This is a genomic window from Mesorhizobium shonense (assembly GCF_040545255.1).
In the GTDB taxonomy this organism is placed as follows: domain Bacteria; phylum Pseudomonadota; class Alphaproteobacteria; order Rhizobiales; family Rhizobiaceae; genus Mesorhizobium; species Mesorhizobium shonense.
The window spans coordinates 730,856-746,796 of the sequence record NZ_JBEPLM010000001.1; the positions used below are offsets into that span (position 1 = coordinate 730,856).

Sequence of the window (15,941 nt, forward strand, 5' to 3'; positions counted from 1 at the left end):
TGGTCAGGTGGAGGACTGCTTATCGCCAAGGGGAAAAGCGATGCAGGCACAAGCGGCCGCCACCGGCGGCGATGACTTTGACCAATTGGCGCGCGACGCCGTCTACCGGGCGATGTTCACCAGGCGGGACGTGCGCAGCCATTTCGTTTCGGACGAACTCGACGATGCCGTGCTGGCGCGATTGCTGACGGCCGCGCACCACGCGCCATCGGTCGGCTATATGCAGCCATGGAACTTCATCGTCATCCGCGATTCCGAGCGGCGGCGGCAGGTGCGCGACCTGTTCCTTGCCGCGCGGGAGCTGGAATTGCCGGCGATCGAGGCGGAACGGCAGGCGCTCTACCGCAAGCTGAAGCTGGAGGGCATCTGCGAAAGCGCCCTCAACCTCTGCGTCACCTGCGACCGGCAGCGCTCGAAGAATTCGCCGCTCGGGCGCTGGCATAACCCGGAGATGGACCTCTACAGCACCGTCTGCGCGGTGCAGAACTTCTGGCTGGCGGCGCGGGCCGAGGGCGTCGGCGTCGGCTGGGTGAGCATCATCGAGACAGAAGCGCTGAAGCGGCTTTTGTCGATTCCCGAGCATGTCACGCCGATCGCCTATCTCTGCGTCGGCCGCGTCTCGGAATTCGCGCCGCGGCCGGATCTCGAAGCGCATGGCTGGGGCCGGCGCCTGTCGCTGCCCGAGCTGGTGATGAGCGAGACCTTTTGCGGCGCCGGCGAGGCGCCGCTCAAGTCGGCGATTGCAAAGCTTCGTGGCATAGAGCTGCCGAAGCCGTGATCATGCTGTCCTTCGTAGGTCAAGCTGCTGATCAAGCAGCCCGGGGCGCATCCCAGCGCGAGCCGCCGAAGGAGCCGAGGGCCTTGTCGCGAAGCTCCCTGAATTTCGACGAGGCCTCTGCCAGGCGCAGATCCCACTCCGGATTGGGCACCTGGCCCTCGATGGTGTCGAAATAGACCTGCATCAGCGAAGCGATGGCGAAGGGTTCGATGAAGGCCGCCTTGAAGGCCCAGGCAAAGACGATTGCCAGCACAAAGGCCCAGCCGGCGAGTTGCCCGGGCATCACCCAGAGAATGGCGGCTGCCGGGGCCAGCATCAGCAGGAAGATGACGAAGGACACACCCCACATGATCACCGCCAGCCAGACGGCGTTCTTGACCATGTGCTTGCCGTTCTGCGCGTAGAGCACGACGCCTTGCCTGGCGGTCTCGAAAGGCGAGTTGGAATTGATGCGGATGTTGTAGCCGAGGATGATCTCGTCGACATAGGTCAGCGACAGGCGGATCACGGTGTTGATGAAGCTGACGAGGCCGCTCAAGCCCGGAATGGGCAGGAAGGCGGCGATGCCGCCGAGCAGTCCGGTGATGGCGCGGATGGCGCCCTTGACCAGTTGGTCGACGACGAAAAGGATATTGGCCTCGGCAAAACGCTGGGTGACAACCTCCTTCGCATAGGCGATCTGGTTCTGGCCGTCGGGAACGTCGTGGCCGTCGATCAGATGGACCATGACGGCGATGTGGCCGGCCTTGAGCACATAGAGGATGTATTCGCGGATCCAGTAGACGGCGATCGAGACGACGCCGAAGCCGACGACGCCGCCCCATAAGGCAAACGACATCGGCCCGTCGGGATCGGTCGAGATGTGTCCGACGCCATAGCCGACGCTGGCGCCGGTGCCGGTCGCCATGATGTAGGCGACCGTGATGCCGAAATAGACGATCATACGAAAGACGATGAACGGCCATGTCCGCATCATGATGGACACCGACCGGCCGATGCTGAAGTCCCACATGGCCCCGACTCCCCGCCTCAGAGAATGGCCGGGAAGGATGCGCTCACCCCTGCCATTGTCAATGTCGGCGCGATTTTGAGCGGGGGACAATTATTGAAGAAGTTGCTGCCCCTCATCCGCCTGCCGGATGCTACTTACTTTTCAAGCCTTCGAGCAGTTGCTTGAACGCCGCCACCACCTGTTTCGATGTCGCTTCCGGCTCGTCCGAATTGGCGATGCGTTGCGAGGCCTGGCTGCTGGCGCCGTTGATCAGCCGCGCCGCGGTCTCGGGGTCGAGGTCGGGAACGACGACGCCCTCTTCCTGCAGCTTGGTCAGGTGATCGGTCATTGAAGCCGTGCAGGCGTTGGCGTTCGGCCACTGCGCCGGATCGCCCAGCACCGCCGGGCCGTCGCGGAACATGATGCGCTGGATCTCCGGCTCCAGCGCCATCTCGATATAGGTGGTGCATTCATCGACGAAGTGCTGCCATCGCGTCGGGGCCCGCGCGGCAACTTCGTTCACCCGCGCAGCCATCTCGCCGTCGATCTCGGCGATCACCGCCTGCAGCAGCCCCTTCTTGTCGCCGAAGTGATGATAGAGCGCGCCGCGCGTCAGGCCAGCCGAGGCAGTGAAATCGTCCATCGAGGCCTCGGCGTAGCCGATCGTGCCGAAGGCGTGGCGGGCGGCTGCGATCAGCTTGGCGCGCGTCTCGGCGATCATCTCCTTGCGGGGTCGGTGCATTGCTTCTGGCCCTATTCACATACGCAACGTATGCCAATTGACATACACGACGTATGAACTATCTGACATTCATACGCTGCGTATGTAATTGCGGCGCCTTCCCTTGTCGAGGAGCAGGACCATGCGAAACCCCTATTCGGAAATCTTCCAGGCTCCCGGCACGAAAGGCTTTGCCGCGGCGGCCTTCATCGCACGGCTGCCGATCGCCATGGCGCCGATCGGCATCGTGGCGATGCTGTCGCAGACGCATGGTGAATACTGGCTGGCCGGCGCCGTTTCGGCGACCTACGCGCTGGTCAACGCCTTCCTGTCGCCGCAGATCTCGCGGCTCGTGGACCGGCTCGGCCAAAGCCGGGTTGCCGTGCCCACGACCCTTGTTTCGGTGCTTTCCTTCGCGACCCTGATCGCGGCGGCGAACCAGCACTGGCCGGTGTGGACCTTGTTCCTGTCCGCGCTGCTTGCCGCCGCCATGCCCAGCATTCCGGCGCTGGTCAGGGCGCGCTGGACCGAGATTTTCCGCAATCGCCCCGAGCTCAACACCGCCTTCGCCTTCGAATCGGCGGCGGACGAATTGGTCTATGTCGCCGGCGCGTCGCTCTCAGTCGGCCTGAGCGCCGCGCTGTTTCCGGAAGCCGGCATGCTGGTGAGCACGCTGCTGCTCGCTCTCGGCTCGGCGGCATTCCTGCTGCAGCGTTCGACGGAGCCGCCGGTCCGTCCGACGGAGCATGGCGCGGGCGGATCGGCGATCCGCTTGCGGCCGGTCCAGATCATCACCTTTGCCCTGATCTTCGTCGGCGCGACCTTCGCCACCACCGAAGTGACTACGGTGGCGATCACCAAGCAGCTCGGCCAGCCCGAAGCGGCGAGCCTCGTCATCGGCGTCTATGCGCTGGGGTCCTTCGTGCTCGGCATCATCGTCGGGGCGCTCAACCTGAAGGCGCCGCTGCAGCGGCAACTGGCGATCGCGGTCGCCGTCATCGCGCTCACCACGCTGCCGCTGCTCTTTGCCGATACCGTGCCGACGCTGGCGCTTGCCGTCTTCGTCAGCGGCGTCGCGATCTCGCCGACCTTCATCACCGCCTTCGGCCTGATCGAGCGCCATGTACCGGCGGCGATGCTGACCGAAGGCGTCACCTGGGTGACGACCGGGATCGGAATCGGCATGGCGCTGGGCTCCTTCGCCGCCGGCTGGGTGGTCGACACTTTTGGACCGCAGAACGGGTTCTTTGTGTCGGTCGCGGCAGGCGCCATTGCTTTGGCCACCGTGCTCGCCGGCCAATGCCGGCTGGCGACGGAAGACTGCGATGTGGACAGGGGTGAAGCGGTAATGCCCGCTGAGTGACGGTACGAGCGTACAGCCATCCGGTGATCATTGCAGAGGTCGGAAGTTGGCCGTGGCCTCCGGGACGGCGTCATCCACGGGCGGAGCGACGCGAAGCGGGGCGCAGACCCGAGGATCCATTCCGTTACCTTGATCGTAAAGCGCAGCGGAGCAGAATTCTGAACCGTCGCAACGCTTCGAAGTCACGGAATGGATCCTCGGGTCTTCGCGCGTCGCTTCGCTCCTTGCTCCGCCCGTGGATGACGCCGTCGCGGAGGCTCCGGTCAATCGCCTACGTCGCGGAGGCTTCGGTCAGCCAGCAACGCCGGCGGGCTGCCGTAGGACCTCCGGCGCGTCAATCCCTCGACGGCCTAAAGAATCTCGGTCTTGGCGATATGAATGCCAAACCCTTCGAGGCCGACATAGTGGCGCTCGCGCGAGGCGATCAGGTTGATCGAGGAAATGCCGAGGTCCTTGAGGATCTGGGCGCCGAGGCCGATCTCGCGCCACTCGTTCTCGCGACGGCGGGCTTCCTCATGATCCTCGCGGTCGCCGCTCTGCGGCCGCTTGCGCTCCTGATGGGCGACGCCGACCGAGCCTTCGCGCAGATAGACGATGACGCCGCGCTTGCGCTCTCCCATCGCCTTCATGATTGTATCCAGGCGGTGGCTGGTGCCGAAGACGTCGGTCACGACATCTTCCGAATGCAGGCGCACCGGCACTTCCTCGCCGTCGCGTATGTCGCCGAAGACGACCGCGACGTGATGCATGGAATCCCAGGGCAGCGTGTAGGTGAAGACCTGCGCCTTGCCGCCGGGCGTGTCGATGTCCGAGCAGGCGACACGCTCGACCAACGTTTCCTTGCGCTGCCGGTAGGCGATGAGGTCGGCGACCGACACCTGCTTCAGGCCATGCTGCTCGGCGAAAGCCTGAACTTCGGGCCCGCGCTTGACCGTGCCGTCGTCGTTGACCAGTTCGGAGATGACGCCGACCGGCGGCAGGCCGGCGAGCTTGCAGAGATCGACTGCGGCTTCGGTATGGCCCGAGCGCATCAGCACGCCGCCTTCGCGCGCGATCAGCGGGAAGATGTGGCCGGGGCGCACGAAATCGGAGGCGCCGACATTGCCATTGGCGAGATTGCGCACGGTAAGCGTGCGGTCATCGGCCGAAATGCCGGTCGTGGTGCCGTGCTTGAAGTCGACGCTGACGGTGAAGGCCGTGGTGTGGGCGGAATCATTGTCCGCCACCATCGGCGCCAGGTTCAGCCGCCTCGCATCCTCGCGCAGCATCGGCGTGCAGACGATGCCCGACGTGTTGCGCACGATAAAGGCCATCTTTTCCGGGGTGCAGTGGACGGCGGCGACGATCAGGTCGCCCTCGTTCTCGCGCCCGTCATCATCCATGACGACGACGATCTCGCCGCGCTCGAAGGCGCGGATCGCTTCGACGATCTTCTTCTGGTCGTATGGCATGGGGCGCTCGCTTCGCTCGCAGGGAATAGGAATTAGGCAGTAGGCAGCAGGGAAGGAAAGGTTGTGCTAGGCTGGGCCGCGTCCCTACTGCCTATTCCCTACTGCCTACTCCCTTTCCTGTCTGTCCTCTATGCCGCAAATAGTGGTCCGCAATCGCGCAGGCAACCATGGCCTCGCCGATCGGCACGGCGCGGATGCCGACGCACGGGTCATGCCGGCCCTTGGTCATGACCTCGACGTCTTTGCCGTCCTTGTCGATCGATTTCCGCGGCGTCAGGATCGAGGAGGTCGGCTTGACGGCGAAGCGGGCGACGATCGCCTGTCCGGTCGAGATGCCGCCCAGGATGCCGCCCGCGTTGTTGGATAGAAACACCGGCTTGCCGTCATTGCCGATGCGCATCTCGTCGGCGTTCTGCTCGCCGGTGATGCGCGCCGCCTCGAAGCCGTTGCCGATCTCGACGCCCTTGACGGCGTTAATCGACATCAGGCCGGAGGCGATGTCCTGGTCGAGCTTGGCGTAGATCGGCGCGCCGAGACCAGCCGGAACGCCGTCGGCGACGATCTCGATGACCGCGCCGACCGAAGAGCCGGCCTTGCGGATGCCGTCGAGATAGGCGGCGAATACGGAAACCGAGGCCGGGTCCGGGGTGAAGAACGGGTTTTCGGCATCACTGACGAAATTCCAGTTCCAGTTGGCGCGGTCGATGGATTTTTCGCCCATCGAGACCAGCGCGCCGCGCACCACCATGCCAGGCACCACCTTGCGCGCCAGCGCGCCCGCCGCCACCCGCGCGGCGGTCTCGCGTGCCGAGGAGCGGCCGCCGCCGCGATGGTCGCGCAACCCGTATTTGACGTCATAGGTGTAGTCGGCATGGCCCGGCCGGTACTGGCGGGCGATCTCGCCGTAATCCTTGGAGCGCTGATCGACATTCTCGATCAGCATCGACACCGGCGTGCCGGTGGTGATCATCGTCTCGCCGTCCTCGTCGAGGATGAAGCCGGAGAGGATCTTCACCTCGTCGGGCTCACGCCGCTGGGTGACGAAACGCGACTGGCCGGGGCGGCGACGGTCAAGCTCGGCCTGGATATCCTCGCGCTTGAAGCGGATGCCGGGCGGGCAGCCGTCGACCACGCAGCCGAGCGCGGCGCCGTGGCTTTCACCCCAGGTGGTGACGCGGAACAGATGGCCGAAGGTGTTGTGAGACATGGAAAAAACGCCTTGCCCGGCGGCGAAGCCGGTTCGCCGGTTCAAGGGTGCCTTCTATTGGCGTTTTCCACAGCGGTCAAACGGTGATCGGACGCAGCAATCTGTGATCTGGCGGATTTAGTTTTGACACATTCGATTGGTTTCTGCTCTCTTCCATCCGCCGTTGAGGATCCGCCGTTGCTCATGCCGGCGCAATGACCAAAGAGGACGACGATGCGTACCCTGATTGGCGCTGTTGGCGCCATGCTCATGATTTCCACAGCCGCGTTCGCCGGCCAGACCGAAGGCCTGATCAAGAAGGTCGACAAGGACACGCTGACGCTGACGCTCGACGACGGCAAGGCCTACAAGCTCAACGCCGAGACCGATCTCGACGCGCTGAAGCCCGGCATGGATATCGTCATCGCATATGACGTGACCAATGGCGAGAACGTCGTGACCGATATGCAATTGCCGGACAGCGACTAGGACTAATCTAAGCCGCGAGGCCTTAGCCAACGCGGTACGCCGGTAAAGGACCCTTTAGGCATTGGCCGCAACGCCGAAAGCTTCTCATTCTAGGGCGAAGCAAGGAGCGGAGCGACGCGCGCAGACCCTAGAATCCATGCCGTTGCGTCGGAGTTTTGCAGCGGTGCAGAACGACCTCTGTTCTGCACCGCTTTTGTCATTCGGCCTAGGTCATGGCATGGATTCCTAGGGTCTCCGCAACGGAGCTTCGCTCCTGCTCCGCCCTAGGATGACGATGCTGAGGCGCGGCCCCTACAACCACTCCAGTCTCCGGCCCTGCAGGCGGAGCAGACGGTCCTGCGGGATCTCGAGACTGGCCGCTTCCTTGTTGGACATCCCTTCGACAAAGCGAAACAGGCAGCGCATGACGCCGCCATGGGTGACGCAGACGGTCTGCCGGTCAAGCGCGTCGAACCACGGCTTGATCCGCTCGAGCAGCATTTCGTAGCTTTCCGCGCCCTCGCCCGGCGGCTGGAAATCCCATTTGGCGGCGCGGCGGCCATGCGTCGAGCCAGGATGCCGGGCCTCGAGCTCGGCGAAAGTAAAGCCCTGCCAGTCGCCGAAACTCAATTCCACCAGACGCGGTTCTGTCCGGTAAGCGAGCGGATCGAGCCCCATCGCGGCGCGCATCAGCTCCATCGTCTCGCGCGTGCGCCGCATCGGGCTGGCGACAAAGTCGAAATCCGCAGGATTTCTGACGAGCGCTGCCAGCCGACCGCCATTATGCGTCGCCTGCTCGCGGCCAAGCGCATTCATGTCGGTGTCGGCCTGGCCCTGCAGCCGACCCTCGGCATTCCACTGCGTCCGGCCGTGGCGCACGATGTAGACGAGCGGATACATCGGATCTCCCGGAGGTCGGGCCACGGCCTGGGCGGAGAAGGAAAAGGTGGAGAGAGTTAGTCCTTGACGGTGGAGATGTCCGGCGCGTCGACCGCCTTCATGCCGACGACATGGTAGCCGGAATCGACATGGTGGACCTCACCTGTCACGCCGCGCGACAGATCCGACAGGAAGTAGACGCCGGAATCGCCGACTTCTTCCTGCGTCACCGTCTGCTTGAGCGGTGCGTTGTACTCGTTCCACTTGAGGATGTAGCGGAAGTCGCCGATGCCTGAGGCGGCGAGCGTCTTGATCGGGCCGGCCGAGATCGCATTGACGCGGATCTTCTTGGCGCCGAGGTCGACGGCGAGATAGCGCACGCTGGCCTCGAGCGCCGCCTTGGCAACGCCCATGACGTTGTAGTGCGGCATCACCTTCTCGGCGCCGTAATAGGTCAGCGTCAAAAGCGAGCCGCCTTCGCTCATCAGCGGTTCAGCGCGCTTGGCGATGGTGGTGAAGGAAAACACCGAAATGTCCATGGTGCGCAGGAAATTGTCGCGCGTCGTCTCGACATAGCGGCCGGTGAGCTCGTCCTTGTCGGAGAAAGCGATGGCATGGACGAGGAAATCGATCTTGCCCCAATGCTTGGCAATGTCGGCGAAGACGGCGTCGAGGCTTTCCGGATCGGTGACGTCGCAATGGCCGGCGACATGCGCGTTGAGTTCGGCCGCCAACGGCTCGACGCGCTTCTTGAACGCCTCGCCCTGATAGGTCAGCGCGATTTCCGCGCCATGATCGACGCAAGCCTTGGCGATGCCGAAAGCGATCGACCGATTGTTCGCGACGCCGAGAATAAGGCCCCGCTTACCGGCCATCAGGCCCTGTCCACCCGCCATGTGCGCGTTCTCCGCAAGAATGTCTGCTTCGTGTGGAGCCCTATCGCACAGGCACAGGGCCCCTTCAAGCGTCGAAAACAGACTGGCTTGAGGAGAAAATCGCCTCGATCAGCCTTTTCGGTTGCGCATCAGGGCTTCGAGATCGGCATCTCCACCCTCCGGCAGCATCAGCCGCACATGGGCGTAGAGGTCGCCGTGGCCGCCCACTTTTTCCGGCAAACCCCTGCCCTTCAGGCGCAGCACCTTGTCGGAACTCGACCATGCCGGAACGTTGACCGCGAGCTTGCCGGTCGGCGTTTCGACCGCCACCTTGGCGCCAAGCACGGCGTCGGCCAGGTCGACGGGCAGGTCGACATGCAGGTCGCGGCCCTCGATGCGATAACGCGGATGGCGGCGGATGTGGATCTTGACCAGCGCGTCGCCGGGCTGCCCAGGCCCCTGCTCGCCCTGGCCCTTGAGCCGGATGGTCTGCCCGTCCTCGACATAGACAGGAAGCTTGACCGCCATCTTGCGGCCATCGGGGAACATCGCCGTCACCTTGTCGGCGGTGGCCGCCTCCTCGACGGTGATGTCCAGCGTGACGTTCAAATCGGCGGCCTGTACCGGCTGGCGGCGGTCGCCACGGCCGGCGCCGCGGGCGCCAGAAAAGGCATCGCCGAAGATCTGGCTGAAAATGTCGCTGTTGCCGTCGAACGGATCGCCGCCCGGACGGCCGGTGCGGAATTCGAAATGCTGCGCGCCGCCAGGGCCCTGCTGACGGCGGAACCCGGCGAACGGATCGCCGCCGCCTGCCGTGCCCTCGAAGCCCTGGAATCTCGGCTTGCCGTCGGCGTCGATCTCGCCGCGATCGTAAGCGGCGCGTGTCTTCTCGTCGCCGACGATCTCGTAAGCCTGGTTGGCGGCGGCAAAACGCTCCTTCGCCTTCGGATCATTCGGATTCTGGTCCGGATGATGCTGCTTGGCGAGCTTGCGGTACGCCGATTTTATGTCCTTGGCCGATGCGTTCCTGGCAACGCCCAGCACCTCATAGGGGTCGCGCATGCTTCCTGCCTGAAAGAGAGAATGGGTCCACGGTTGCCCCCTATATGCGCTCGGATAGGAAGAAATTCCAGTAGCGCAAGTGGGATCGGCGAGCGAAAATCAGAGCGCCCCGAACTAAATCAGAGCGCCTTGAATTCTTGCATGCGCCAGCCGCCGGCGCCAGCCATGCAAAGCTCGCCCCTGTACAAGGCGACGCCGTCGAAGCTCTCGCGCGTGGCGGTGAAGCGACGGCAGCTGAGGCCGCCATCCTTGAGTTCCACCAGCTCGGTGATCGCGCCGCGCGAGCCGGTGCCGGCGTTGGCCCATGGCACGGCCTGGCCGCCGAGTTCCTGGATGTCGGCGGAGGAGACAGCGTTGCCGATGGTGGTCTGGTCAGAATCCTTGTCGCTGCTTGCCGGCTGGACTGGCGAGTAAGGCGCGCTGGAGGTGATGATCGAGCGGTCGACCTCCGCTTTCTCGAGGCTGAAGCCGCCGGCACCGCAACCTGCAAGGGGGAGCGCCAACGTCAGCAGCGCAGCCTTGGCACTGGCCGAAGCGATAACGCTCCATTGCCCGCTGTCAAAAGCTTGCGCGATACGCGACAATCGGCGAACTCCTCCCGCAATGTTAAAAATTTGGAAAACTATGAACGAAACCGAGTTAACAAGCAGTGACTTCACCGAGGCGGCGGAGCCGTTCCGGCTCTTTGCCGCATGGCTGGCGGATGCCACCAAGAGCGAGCCAAACGACCCCAACGGCGTGGCGCTGGCAACCGTCGATGCCGACGGCATGCCGGATGTGCGGATGGTGCTGCTCAAGGGGTTCGACGAAAAGGGGTTTGTCTTCTACACGAATTTCGAGAGCGCCAAGGGCCGCGAGATTCTTGGCAGCATGAAGGCGGCGATGTGCTTCCACTGGAAATCGCTGCGCCGCCAGGTGCGCGTGCGGGGGCCGGTGGAGATCGTCAGCGACGCCGAGGCCGACGCCTACTACGCAACGCGGCCGCGCGGCAGCCGCATCGGCGCCTGGGCCTCGAAACAGTCGCGGCCGCTGGAAAGCCGCTTCGCGCTGGAGAAGGCGGTGGCCGAGTACACCGCGCGCTACGCGATCGGCGAGATCCCGCGGCCGAAACACTGGTCAGGCTTCCGCATCCTGCCGCAGACGATCGAGTTCTGGCACGACCGCCCGTTCCGGCTGCATGACCGCATCGCGTTCTCGCGCAACGACAAGGGCGGCTGGGACAAGACGCGGCTGTACCCCTAGAGCAGTTCACCGTTTCACGGAAACGCCGAACTGCTCTAACTATTTGTTTCTACGCAATTCCGGACGGAAAACCGTTACACACTTTTCCTGGAATTGCTTTAAAGTGCGTCGCGATCTTTCAGATTCGCTCCGTGCGCTTCAGGTTTTTGATTTTACGCATGTCTTTGTCCCGAAACCGGTCCCACTTTCGGGAGACATGCCTTAATCTTTTTCCAGCTGGAACAGCAGGAAATGCGGCCGCTCGCTGGCGACACCGACGGCCGGGCGTATTGATTTGGTCGCCTCCTTCGGGACCAGAAACGTCTCGCGCAGATTGAGCGTGTCGCCGCTCTTGGCGCCGGAGAAGATCGCCGAGGTGCAGGTCTGCACGTTGTCCGGCGTCTTCAACGACACGACGGAAGTCGAAAGCCAGCGTCGGCCGTCCTTATCAATCAGCATCGCCTTGCAGCCGAGCCATCGGCGCTGCAGATCGGGATCGCCGATCTTCACCTGGAAGTCGGCCAGCACCGGCACCGAATCGGGCGGCAGCTTCGACATCCCGAAAGCGCCGCGCAGATCCGTCAGCTTCCAGTCGCTGCCGCCGAAACGGGCGCTCTCGCCCCAGGCAACGCGGCGTGGGAAGAGGTCGTTGTCGCCAAGCAGCGCCTTGACGCTGTCATAGGACTCAATGGCCAGGCTCAGCGGGATGAGCAGAACAAGCGACCAAAGGCCGCGGCGGCGCCATTTCCGCTCGCTCGTCCCGCTCTCGCGATCCAGAACCTGTGCCGTCATTCGATACCTCTCAGATCGGCTCAGCCATATCCAGCATGCCGACCGTGCCGGGCGGCAAGCCGTCGGGTCCAATGGCGACCGGCCCGAGCGATATTTCGGCTTGCGAGTCGAGCGCGGACATCAGCTTTTCCGAAACCAGCAAGGTGGCATCGCTGACTTCGTCCGCCCGCAACTCGAAGATCAGCCTGACCTTTTTCGGCAGGCCGGGGTCGATGGCCACCGGAAGCAGCCCATCGGCGAAGGACAGCCGCTCGGTCTGGTCATAGGTCAGGCCGGTCGCCCCGCGCCAGGACGCAACCGCCACCGTCGTCGATTGCGCCCGTGCCGCAAACTCCACCGTGACAACGGCCCAAATACCGCCCGTGGTCAGAACCTTGCTGTCACCGAACCTGTCCACTTTCAGGTTGCGGGCGAATTCCACCTTTTCGGCGCGCAGCTCGAAGCTACGCCCGACGACCGTGTCACCCAGATCGCCACGCGCAGGGATCGGTCCGATCAGGTCGCCATAATGCGGCTTCGAGACCTGCAGGCCGTAGCAGAGCGAGACAGCGGCGAGCAGCAGCACGATGTTGGCGAGCTTGCGCATCATGGCTGGATATCCGTTGTGTCGGGGCCGCTGCCAACAGGCAGCTTCAGCGTGCCGATCGGCGCCGGATTGAACCAGCCCGGCAGGCCATAGAGATTGTCGCGCTGCTTGTACGTCTTGCGGATGACGGTCAGGTCGACTTTCGCCGGCGGCGCCGCTCCGTCCGGCAGTTGCCAGATATAGGCCATGCGTTCCGGCAAGCCGGGGTGCAGTTCCGGCGACAGCGTGGAATCGCGCATCAGCGCGATGAAGGGTTTCGTCGCCGGATCGATCGTTGCCTGGTTTGCCTGCAGGACGTCGAAATAGTCCTTTGTCGATCTGGCCGTCCGGTTGATCATCTCGACCTCGAGGACGAGCGCCTTCGCGCCGGGCCTGAGCGGCACGCCGTAGAGGTTATCACCTTCGGCGGCATAAGCCTTGAGCGGTCTCAGCAGCCATTCGCCCGTTTCAATCTGGCTGGCCGGCGCCAGGACAAGCAGCGGCTCGTGCCTTACGCCGAATGCGCCCATGACGCCGGCGACGGCAATCGCCGCCGCGGTGCCGATGCCGGCCACCAGCCAGGCTTTCAGGCGGGAACCGGCATTCTCAAGCATTGTAGGCCCCGACTTCCGCACCGGCGGGGGAGCCCGCCGGTCGAGCGTCTTCGCCGGTCCGGCGCTTCGGCAGCGCGAAGGCCGTTTCGAGGATCGCGGCGAGGAAGCAGATCCTGAACGGCTCGACGAGAATGCCGGTCGATGAGTCCTGGAACGGGCTGCCGAACAGCAGCGAGACGCCCTCGGACAGCACCTGCCAGACATCGAGCTCATGCGGGCCGATGAGACGCGTCATGCCGAGCCATGCCCAGGCCGCCAACCAGTCGATCAGCCGGTAGCCGACGATCAGCGTGACGATCAGCACCACGCCCGAGCTCAGCGTGATGCGCATGCCGTTGGCGATCGGCAAATAGCGAGAGCGGTAGCCGGAGATGAAATGCTCGACGAAGTCGCGCAGGAATTTCGGAATGGCGCGGTAGCGCTCGCCAAAATGCATGATGCGCCGATGCATGCGCATCAGTTCCTTGTCGTCGCGCACGTCGTAGCCGTAGATCAGCGCGGCGAGCACCAGCCAGATCACCGGCAGGAGCATGTAGAAGAACAGGTTGACCAGCCTGGCGGTCGTGTCGATGGACGTGACCTCGACGGGAACCAACTGAGCGGCAAAGGCGCTTGCGATCGGATTGGCGATCCCTTCAGCGGCGGCCTGCAGGACGGAAAAAATGTTGCGGCTCATGATCCAGCCGACGGCCTCGTCCTTCCAGCGCGAGATCACGTAGAGACCGATGAAGATCCAGTTGGTCTCGCAGATAACCACGACGATCTGCCAGAAGGAGCGCGATGCGCCGCGCGCCTGCATCATGATGGCGAAGCGCCGGATCAGCCAGGAGATCGCGACCGAAAAGATCAGCCAGCGCGAATCGAGCACGTCGAGAACGTTGCCCGCCCCTTCGCCGAAGGGCGCCATGTCGAGCGCGACGCGCGAATACTGCCGCACAGTGTCGCCGAGAAAGCCCCAGGCGGCGTAGTAGGCGAAGAAGGGCAGCATCGCGACGGTGACCATGCGCGCCAGCCGTGCGCCGCCGGTCCGAGGTTCGCCTGTGCTTTCGCCACGCGCCGCCTGCTGCGCGGCACGTGTCGCCGGCAGAGCCGGCGGCAGCGTCTGGAACATGGCGACGGTGACGATGAGCTGGGTCAGCGCGACAAGCGTCAGCAAGGCGAGCCCCGCCATGTGATTGACAAGGGCGGTACGCGCGGCGATCTGCATGAACAGGTCGCCGAACACGATGCCCAACAGCACCATGGCGACCAGTTGCGGCCAGAAGCGCCACCAGAGCCTGAATGTCAGCACCAGCGGCTTTGCGGCATCGGCAAGCATGTCGAGGCGTTCAATGCGTCAGTGAACGTCCTCCAACCGCTCTGGCGGGTTCGGCGGCAGCGTGTCGGATCATGTCCCCTCCATTCCACGAGCCCCCGCCACGCGTCGTCGAGACATAGGGCAAACCGGATTGCTTTGACACCCCTGCACCAACCTTTAGGCGAAATTGGCCGGCCGCCTCGCCTTACGCTTGGTGCCATTTCCGGCCATACTGTCGCAAAGGCTTCAGGCCTTCGGAGGTTCGGCATGGCAATCTTCCTGGCATTCCTTGGCGTCTCTATCGTGGTGATCGTCACCCCCGGTCCGGATACCGCGATCACCATCCGCAACACCTTGCTCGGCGGCCGTTCTGCAGGAATCTTGACTGCGCTTGGTGTCGGCTGCGGGCTGACGATCTGGGCGCTGGCGACAAGCGCCGGTTTGGTCGCCTTGCTCACGGCTTCCGAGCCGCTCTTCCTGACCGTCAAATATGCCGGCGCCGCCTATCTGATCTATCTCGGCATGCAAGCACTGCGTGAAGCCATCTGGCCGACGCAAAGCCAACATGCGCAGTCACCGGCCATGCCGCATATGCGGCTTGCCCCAGTTGCCGCATTCCGGCAGGGCTTCGTCAGCGATCTCGGCAATCCGAAGATAGCGGTGTTCTTCCCCAGCCTGTTGCCGCAATTCGTGCCGGCCGGTCAGCCGTCCTTCCTGTCACTTTTGCTGCTCGGCATCGTCTTTGCGCTGATCACCTTCGCCTGGCTGACCATCTATGCGACCGTCATCGCCAAGGCCGGCGACTGGCTGCGCCGGCCGAATGTGCGCCGCGCCGTCGAAGCAATCAGCGGCACGCTGCTGATTGCCCTTGGCATTCGAATCGCGGCCGAGCAGCGCTAGATCCCCTCAGCTCGGCTTCTTTCGCGTCATGAAGGCGGTGAGCGCGGCGCGCGCCTCGTCCGACTTCAGCCGCTCACGGAAATGCTCGCTTTCGACCTTGATGCGGGCGATCAATTCCTCGCGCGGCTCACGCATCAGGTCGCGGGCGATCTTCAGCGCCTGCGGCGGCTTGGCGGCGATTTCGTTGGCGGCCGCCAGCACCGCGCCTTCCAGCGCCTCTTCCGCGACCACCTCGTAGATCAGGCCGGCGGCCTTGGCGCGCTCGGCCGAAAAGCCTTCGCCGAGACCCAGCAGCGCGAAGGCGCCCTGCCGGCCGAGGATCCATGGCGCCAGCAGGCTCGATCCGGCTTCAGGCACCAGGCCGAGGTCGACGAAGGGCGTGCGGAAGAGCGTGCGCGGCGTGGCGAAGGTCAGGTCGCAATGCAAATTGAGCGTGGTGCCGATACCGACCGCGATGCCGTCGACGCCCGAGACCGTCGGCTTCTCCGCCTTGGCCAGCGCCATGAGAAAATCCCAGACCTCGTTGCCGCCCTCGCCGCCTGTGGCAATGACCAGGAAATCGGCGAGATCGTTGCCGGAGGAAAAGGCGCCGGGGACGCCGAGGAAGACATGGACGCGGACCGCCGGATCGGCGTCGCCTTCGGCAAGAGCGGCCGACATTTTCGCGTACATGGCGCGGGTCAGCGCGTTCTTCTTGTCCGGCCGGTTCATGCGGATGATCTGCACGGCGCCCCGGCGCTCGACGAGGATATGGTCGGTCACGGTCGGTTCCTTCGAA

The 15,941-nt window shown here is 64.2% G+C and carries 18 protein-coding genes; 5 read left to right on the forward strand and 13 right to left on the reverse strand.

Translation table 11 applies throughout. The features are described 5' to 3' along the window. Window positions 1–40: 40 nt before the first annotated feature. Window positions 41–778: a 5,6-dimethylbenzimidazole synthase gene (bluB, locus tag ABID26_RS03750; RefSeq protein WP_126101466.1), complete on the forward strand. Its 738-nt coding sequence runs from the start codon at window positions 41–43 to the stop codon at window positions 776–778. Between the two features lie 31 nt (window positions 779–809). On the opposite strand, the gene ABID26_RS03755 is transcribed toward bluB, so the two are convergent. Together ABID26_RS03755 and ABID26_RS03760 are read right to left on the reverse strand one after the other, a co-directional pair. Then, complete coding sequence (locus ABID26_RS03755) at window positions 810–1,790, reverse strand: hypothetical protein (RefSeq protein WP_126101467.1); 981 nt, start codon at window positions 1,788–1,790, stop codon at window positions 810–812. Window positions 1,791–1,920: 130 nt separating this feature from the next. Then, window positions 1,921–2,511 (reverse strand): TetR/AcrR family transcriptional regulator, encoded by a 591-nt coding sequence (locus ABID26_RS03760; RefSeq protein WP_126101468.1) that lies wholly within the window; start codon window positions 2,509–2,511, stop codon window positions 1,921–1,923. A 121-nt stretch (window positions 2,512–2,632) separates the two neighbouring features. On the opposite strand from ABID26_RS03760, the gene ABID26_RS03765 reads away from it, so the two are divergent. Next, a complete protein-coding gene (locus ABID26_RS03765) occupies window positions 2,633–3,853 on the forward strand; it encodes an MFS transporter (RefSeq protein WP_354413897.1) in 1,221 nt (406 codons plus the stop codon). Between the two features lie 350 nt (window positions 3,854–4,203). Here the strand turns inward: ABID26_RS03765 and ribB are convergent, their stop codons facing one another. Both ribB and aroC read right to left on the reverse strand, forming a co-directional pair. Next, entirely contained in the window at window positions 4,204–5,304 is a 1,101-nt protein-coding gene (gene ribB, locus ABID26_RS03770; protein WP_126101470.1) for a 3,4-dihydroxy-2-butanone-4-phosphate synthase, read from the reverse strand. Between the two features lie 91 nt (window positions 5,305–5,395). Further along, window positions 5,396–6,511 (reverse strand): chorismate synthase, encoded by a 1,116-nt coding sequence (gene aroC / locus ABID26_RS03775; protein ID WP_292342399.1) that lies wholly within the window; start codon window positions 6,509–6,511, stop codon window positions 5,396–5,398. Between the two features lie 213 nt (window positions 6,512–6,724). Here aroC and ABID26_RS03780 point away from each other — a divergent pair, with 213 nt between their 5' ends. Continuing rightward, window positions 6,725–6,979: a DUF1344 domain-containing protein gene (locus tag ABID26_RS03780; protein ID WP_292302861.1), complete on the forward strand. Its 255-nt coding sequence runs from the start codon at window positions 6,725–6,727 to the stop codon at window positions 6,977–6,979. Between the two features lie 291 nt (window positions 6,980–7,270). Here ABID26_RS03780 and ABID26_RS03785 read toward each other — a convergent pair whose 3' ends face one another. The 4 genes from ABID26_RS03785 to ABID26_RS03800 all read right to left on the reverse strand — a co-directional run bounded on the left by ABID26_RS03785 (window position 7,271) and on the right by ABID26_RS03800 (window position 10,358). Next, a complete protein-coding gene (locus ABID26_RS03785) occupies window positions 7,271–7,858 on the reverse strand; it encodes a histidine phosphatase family protein (RefSeq protein ID WP_292343335.1) in 588 nt (195 codons plus the stop codon). 56 nt (window positions 7,859–7,914) lie between these two features. After that, complete coding sequence (gene fabI / locus ABID26_RS03790; RefSeq protein WP_126101474.1) at window positions 7,915–8,733, reverse strand: enoyl-ACP reductase FabI; 819 nt, start codon at window positions 8,731–8,733, stop codon at window positions 7,915–7,917. A 108-nt stretch (window positions 8,734–8,841) separates the two neighbouring features. After that, window positions 8,842–9,774: a J domain-containing protein gene (locus tag ABID26_RS03795; RefSeq protein ID WP_292342401.1), complete on the reverse strand. Its 933-nt coding sequence runs from the start codon at window positions 9,772–9,774 to the stop codon at window positions 8,842–8,844. A 119-nt stretch (window positions 9,775–9,893) separates the two neighbouring features. Further along, window positions 9,894–10,358: an RT0821/Lpp0805 family surface protein gene (locus tag ABID26_RS03800; RefSeq protein ID WP_126101476.1), complete on the reverse strand. Its 465-nt coding sequence runs from the start codon at window positions 10,356–10,358 to the stop codon at window positions 9,894–9,896. Window positions 10,359–10,398: 40 nt separating this feature from the next. On the opposite strand from ABID26_RS03800, the gene pdxH reads away from it, so the two are divergent. Beyond that, a complete protein-coding gene (gene pdxH / locus ABID26_RS03805) occupies window positions 10,399–11,016 on the forward strand; it encodes a pyridoxamine 5'-phosphate oxidase (RefSeq protein ID WP_292372615.1) in 618 nt (205 codons plus the stop codon). Between the two features lie 201 nt (window positions 11,017–11,217). On the opposite strand, the gene ABID26_RS03810 is transcribed toward pdxH, so the two are convergent. From ABID26_RS03810 to ABID26_RS03825, 4 genes are read right to left on the reverse strand one after another with little or no spacing between them, the layout of a single operon-like run. Then, window positions 11,218–11,787: a hypothetical protein gene (locus ABID26_RS03810; protein ID WP_292372613.1), complete on the reverse strand. Its 570-nt coding sequence runs from the start codon at window positions 11,785–11,787 to the stop codon at window positions 11,218–11,220. 10 nt (window positions 11,788–11,797) lie between these two features. Beyond that, window positions 11,798–12,376, reverse strand: coding sequence for a hypothetical protein (locus tag ABID26_RS03815; RefSeq protein WP_292372611.1), 579 nt, complete (start codon window positions 12,374–12,376; stop codon window positions 11,798–11,800). After that, entirely contained in the window at window positions 12,373–12,966 is a 594-nt protein-coding gene (locus tag ABID26_RS03820; RefSeq protein ID WP_292372609.1) for a hypothetical protein, read from the reverse strand. Before ABID26_RS03820 ends, ABID26_RS03815 begins: the two co-directional genes overlap by 4 nt. Continuing rightward, on the reverse strand, window positions 12,959–14,284 hold the full coding sequence (locus ABID26_RS03825) for a hypothetical protein (RefSeq protein ID WP_354413906.1): 1,326 nt from the start codon (window positions 14,282–14,284) through the stop codon (window positions 12,959–12,961). The genes ABID26_RS03820 and ABID26_RS03825 overlap by 8 nt, the downstream gene beginning before the upstream one ends. A 246-nt stretch (window positions 14,285–14,530) precedes the next feature. Between ABID26_RS03825 and ABID26_RS03830 the strand changes: the two genes are divergently transcribed. After that, a complete protein-coding gene (locus ABID26_RS03830) occupies window positions 14,531–15,163 on the forward strand; it encodes a LysE family translocator (RefSeq protein ID WP_292343340.1) in 633 nt (210 codons plus the stop codon). 6 nt (window positions 15,164–15,169) lie between these two features. Here the strand turns inward: ABID26_RS03830 and ABID26_RS03835 are convergent, their stop codons facing one another. Then, window positions 15,170–15,925: a crotonase/enoyl-CoA hydratase family protein gene (locus ABID26_RS03835; RefSeq protein ID WP_292343342.1), complete on the reverse strand. Its 756-nt coding sequence runs from the start codon at window positions 15,923–15,925 to the stop codon at window positions 15,170–15,172. Window positions 15,926–15,941 lie beyond the last annotated feature (16 nt).

What these genes read in the sequence shown, in the direction of transcription:
- ABID26_RS03820 (WP_292372609.1), bottom strand. Translation starts at nt 12,966, where the DNA reads ATGCTTGAGAATGCCGGTTCCCGCCTGAAAGCCTGGCTGGTGGCCGGC.
- aroC (WP_292342399.1), bottom strand. Translation starts at nt 6,511, where the DNA reads ATGTCTCACAACACCTTCGGCCATCTGTTCCGCGTCACCACCTGGGGT.
- ABID26_RS03780 (WP_292302861.1), top strand. Translation starts at nt 6,725, where the DNA reads ATGCGTACCCTGATTGGCGCTGTTGGCGCCATGCTCATGATTTCCACA.
- ribB (WP_126101470.1), bottom strand. Translation starts at nt 5,304, where the DNA reads ATGCCATACGACCAGAAGAAGATCGTCGAAGCGATCCGCGCCTTCGAG.
- ABID26_RS03825 (WP_354413906.1), bottom strand. Translation starts at nt 14,284, where the DNA reads ATGCTTGCCGATGCCGCAAAGCCGCTGGTGCTGACATTCAGGCTCTGG.
- ABID26_RS03760 (WP_126101468.1), bottom strand. Translation starts at nt 2,511, where the DNA reads ATGCACCGACCCCGCAAGGAGATGATCGCCGAGACGCGCGCCAAGCTG.
- ABID26_RS03785 (WP_292343335.1), bottom strand. Translation starts at nt 7,858, where the DNA reads ATGTATCCGCTCGTCTACATCGTGCGCCACGGCCGGACGCAGTGGAAT.
- ABID26_RS03795 (WP_292342401.1), bottom strand. Translation starts at nt 9,774, where the DNA reads ATGCGCGACCCCTATGAGGTGCTGGGCGTTGCCAGGAACGCATCGGCC.
- ABID26_RS03765 (WP_354413897.1), top strand. Translation starts at nt 2,633, where the DNA reads ATGCGAAACCCCTATTCGGAAATCTTCCAGGCTCCCGGCACGAAAGGC.
- pdxH (WP_292372615.1), top strand. Translation starts at nt 10,399, where the DNA reads ATGAACGAAACCGAGTTAACAAGCAGTGACTTCACCGAGGCGGCGGAG.
- ABID26_RS03755 (WP_126101467.1), bottom strand. Translation starts at nt 1,790, where the DNA reads ATGTGGGACTTCAGCATCGGCCGGTCGGTGTCCATCATGATGCGGACA.
- ABID26_RS03830 (WP_292343340.1), top strand. Translation starts at nt 14,531, where the DNA reads ATGGCAATCTTCCTGGCATTCCTTGGCGTCTCTATCGTGGTGATCGTC.
- ABID26_RS03810 (WP_292372613.1), bottom strand. Translation starts at nt 11,787, where the DNA reads ATGACGGCACAGGTTCTGGATCGCGAGAGCGGGACGAGCGAGCGGAAA.
- bluB (WP_126101466.1), top strand. Translation starts at nt 41, where the DNA reads ATGCAGGCACAAGCGGCCGCCACCGGCGGCGATGACTTTGACCAATTG.
- fabI (WP_126101474.1), bottom strand. Translation starts at nt 8,733, where the DNA reads ATGGCGGGTGGACAGGGCCTGATGGCCGGTAAGCGGGGCCTTATTCTC.
- ABID26_RS03815 (WP_292372611.1), bottom strand. Translation starts at nt 12,376, where the DNA reads ATGATGCGCAAGCTCGCCAACATCGTGCTGCTGCTCGCCGCTGTCTCG.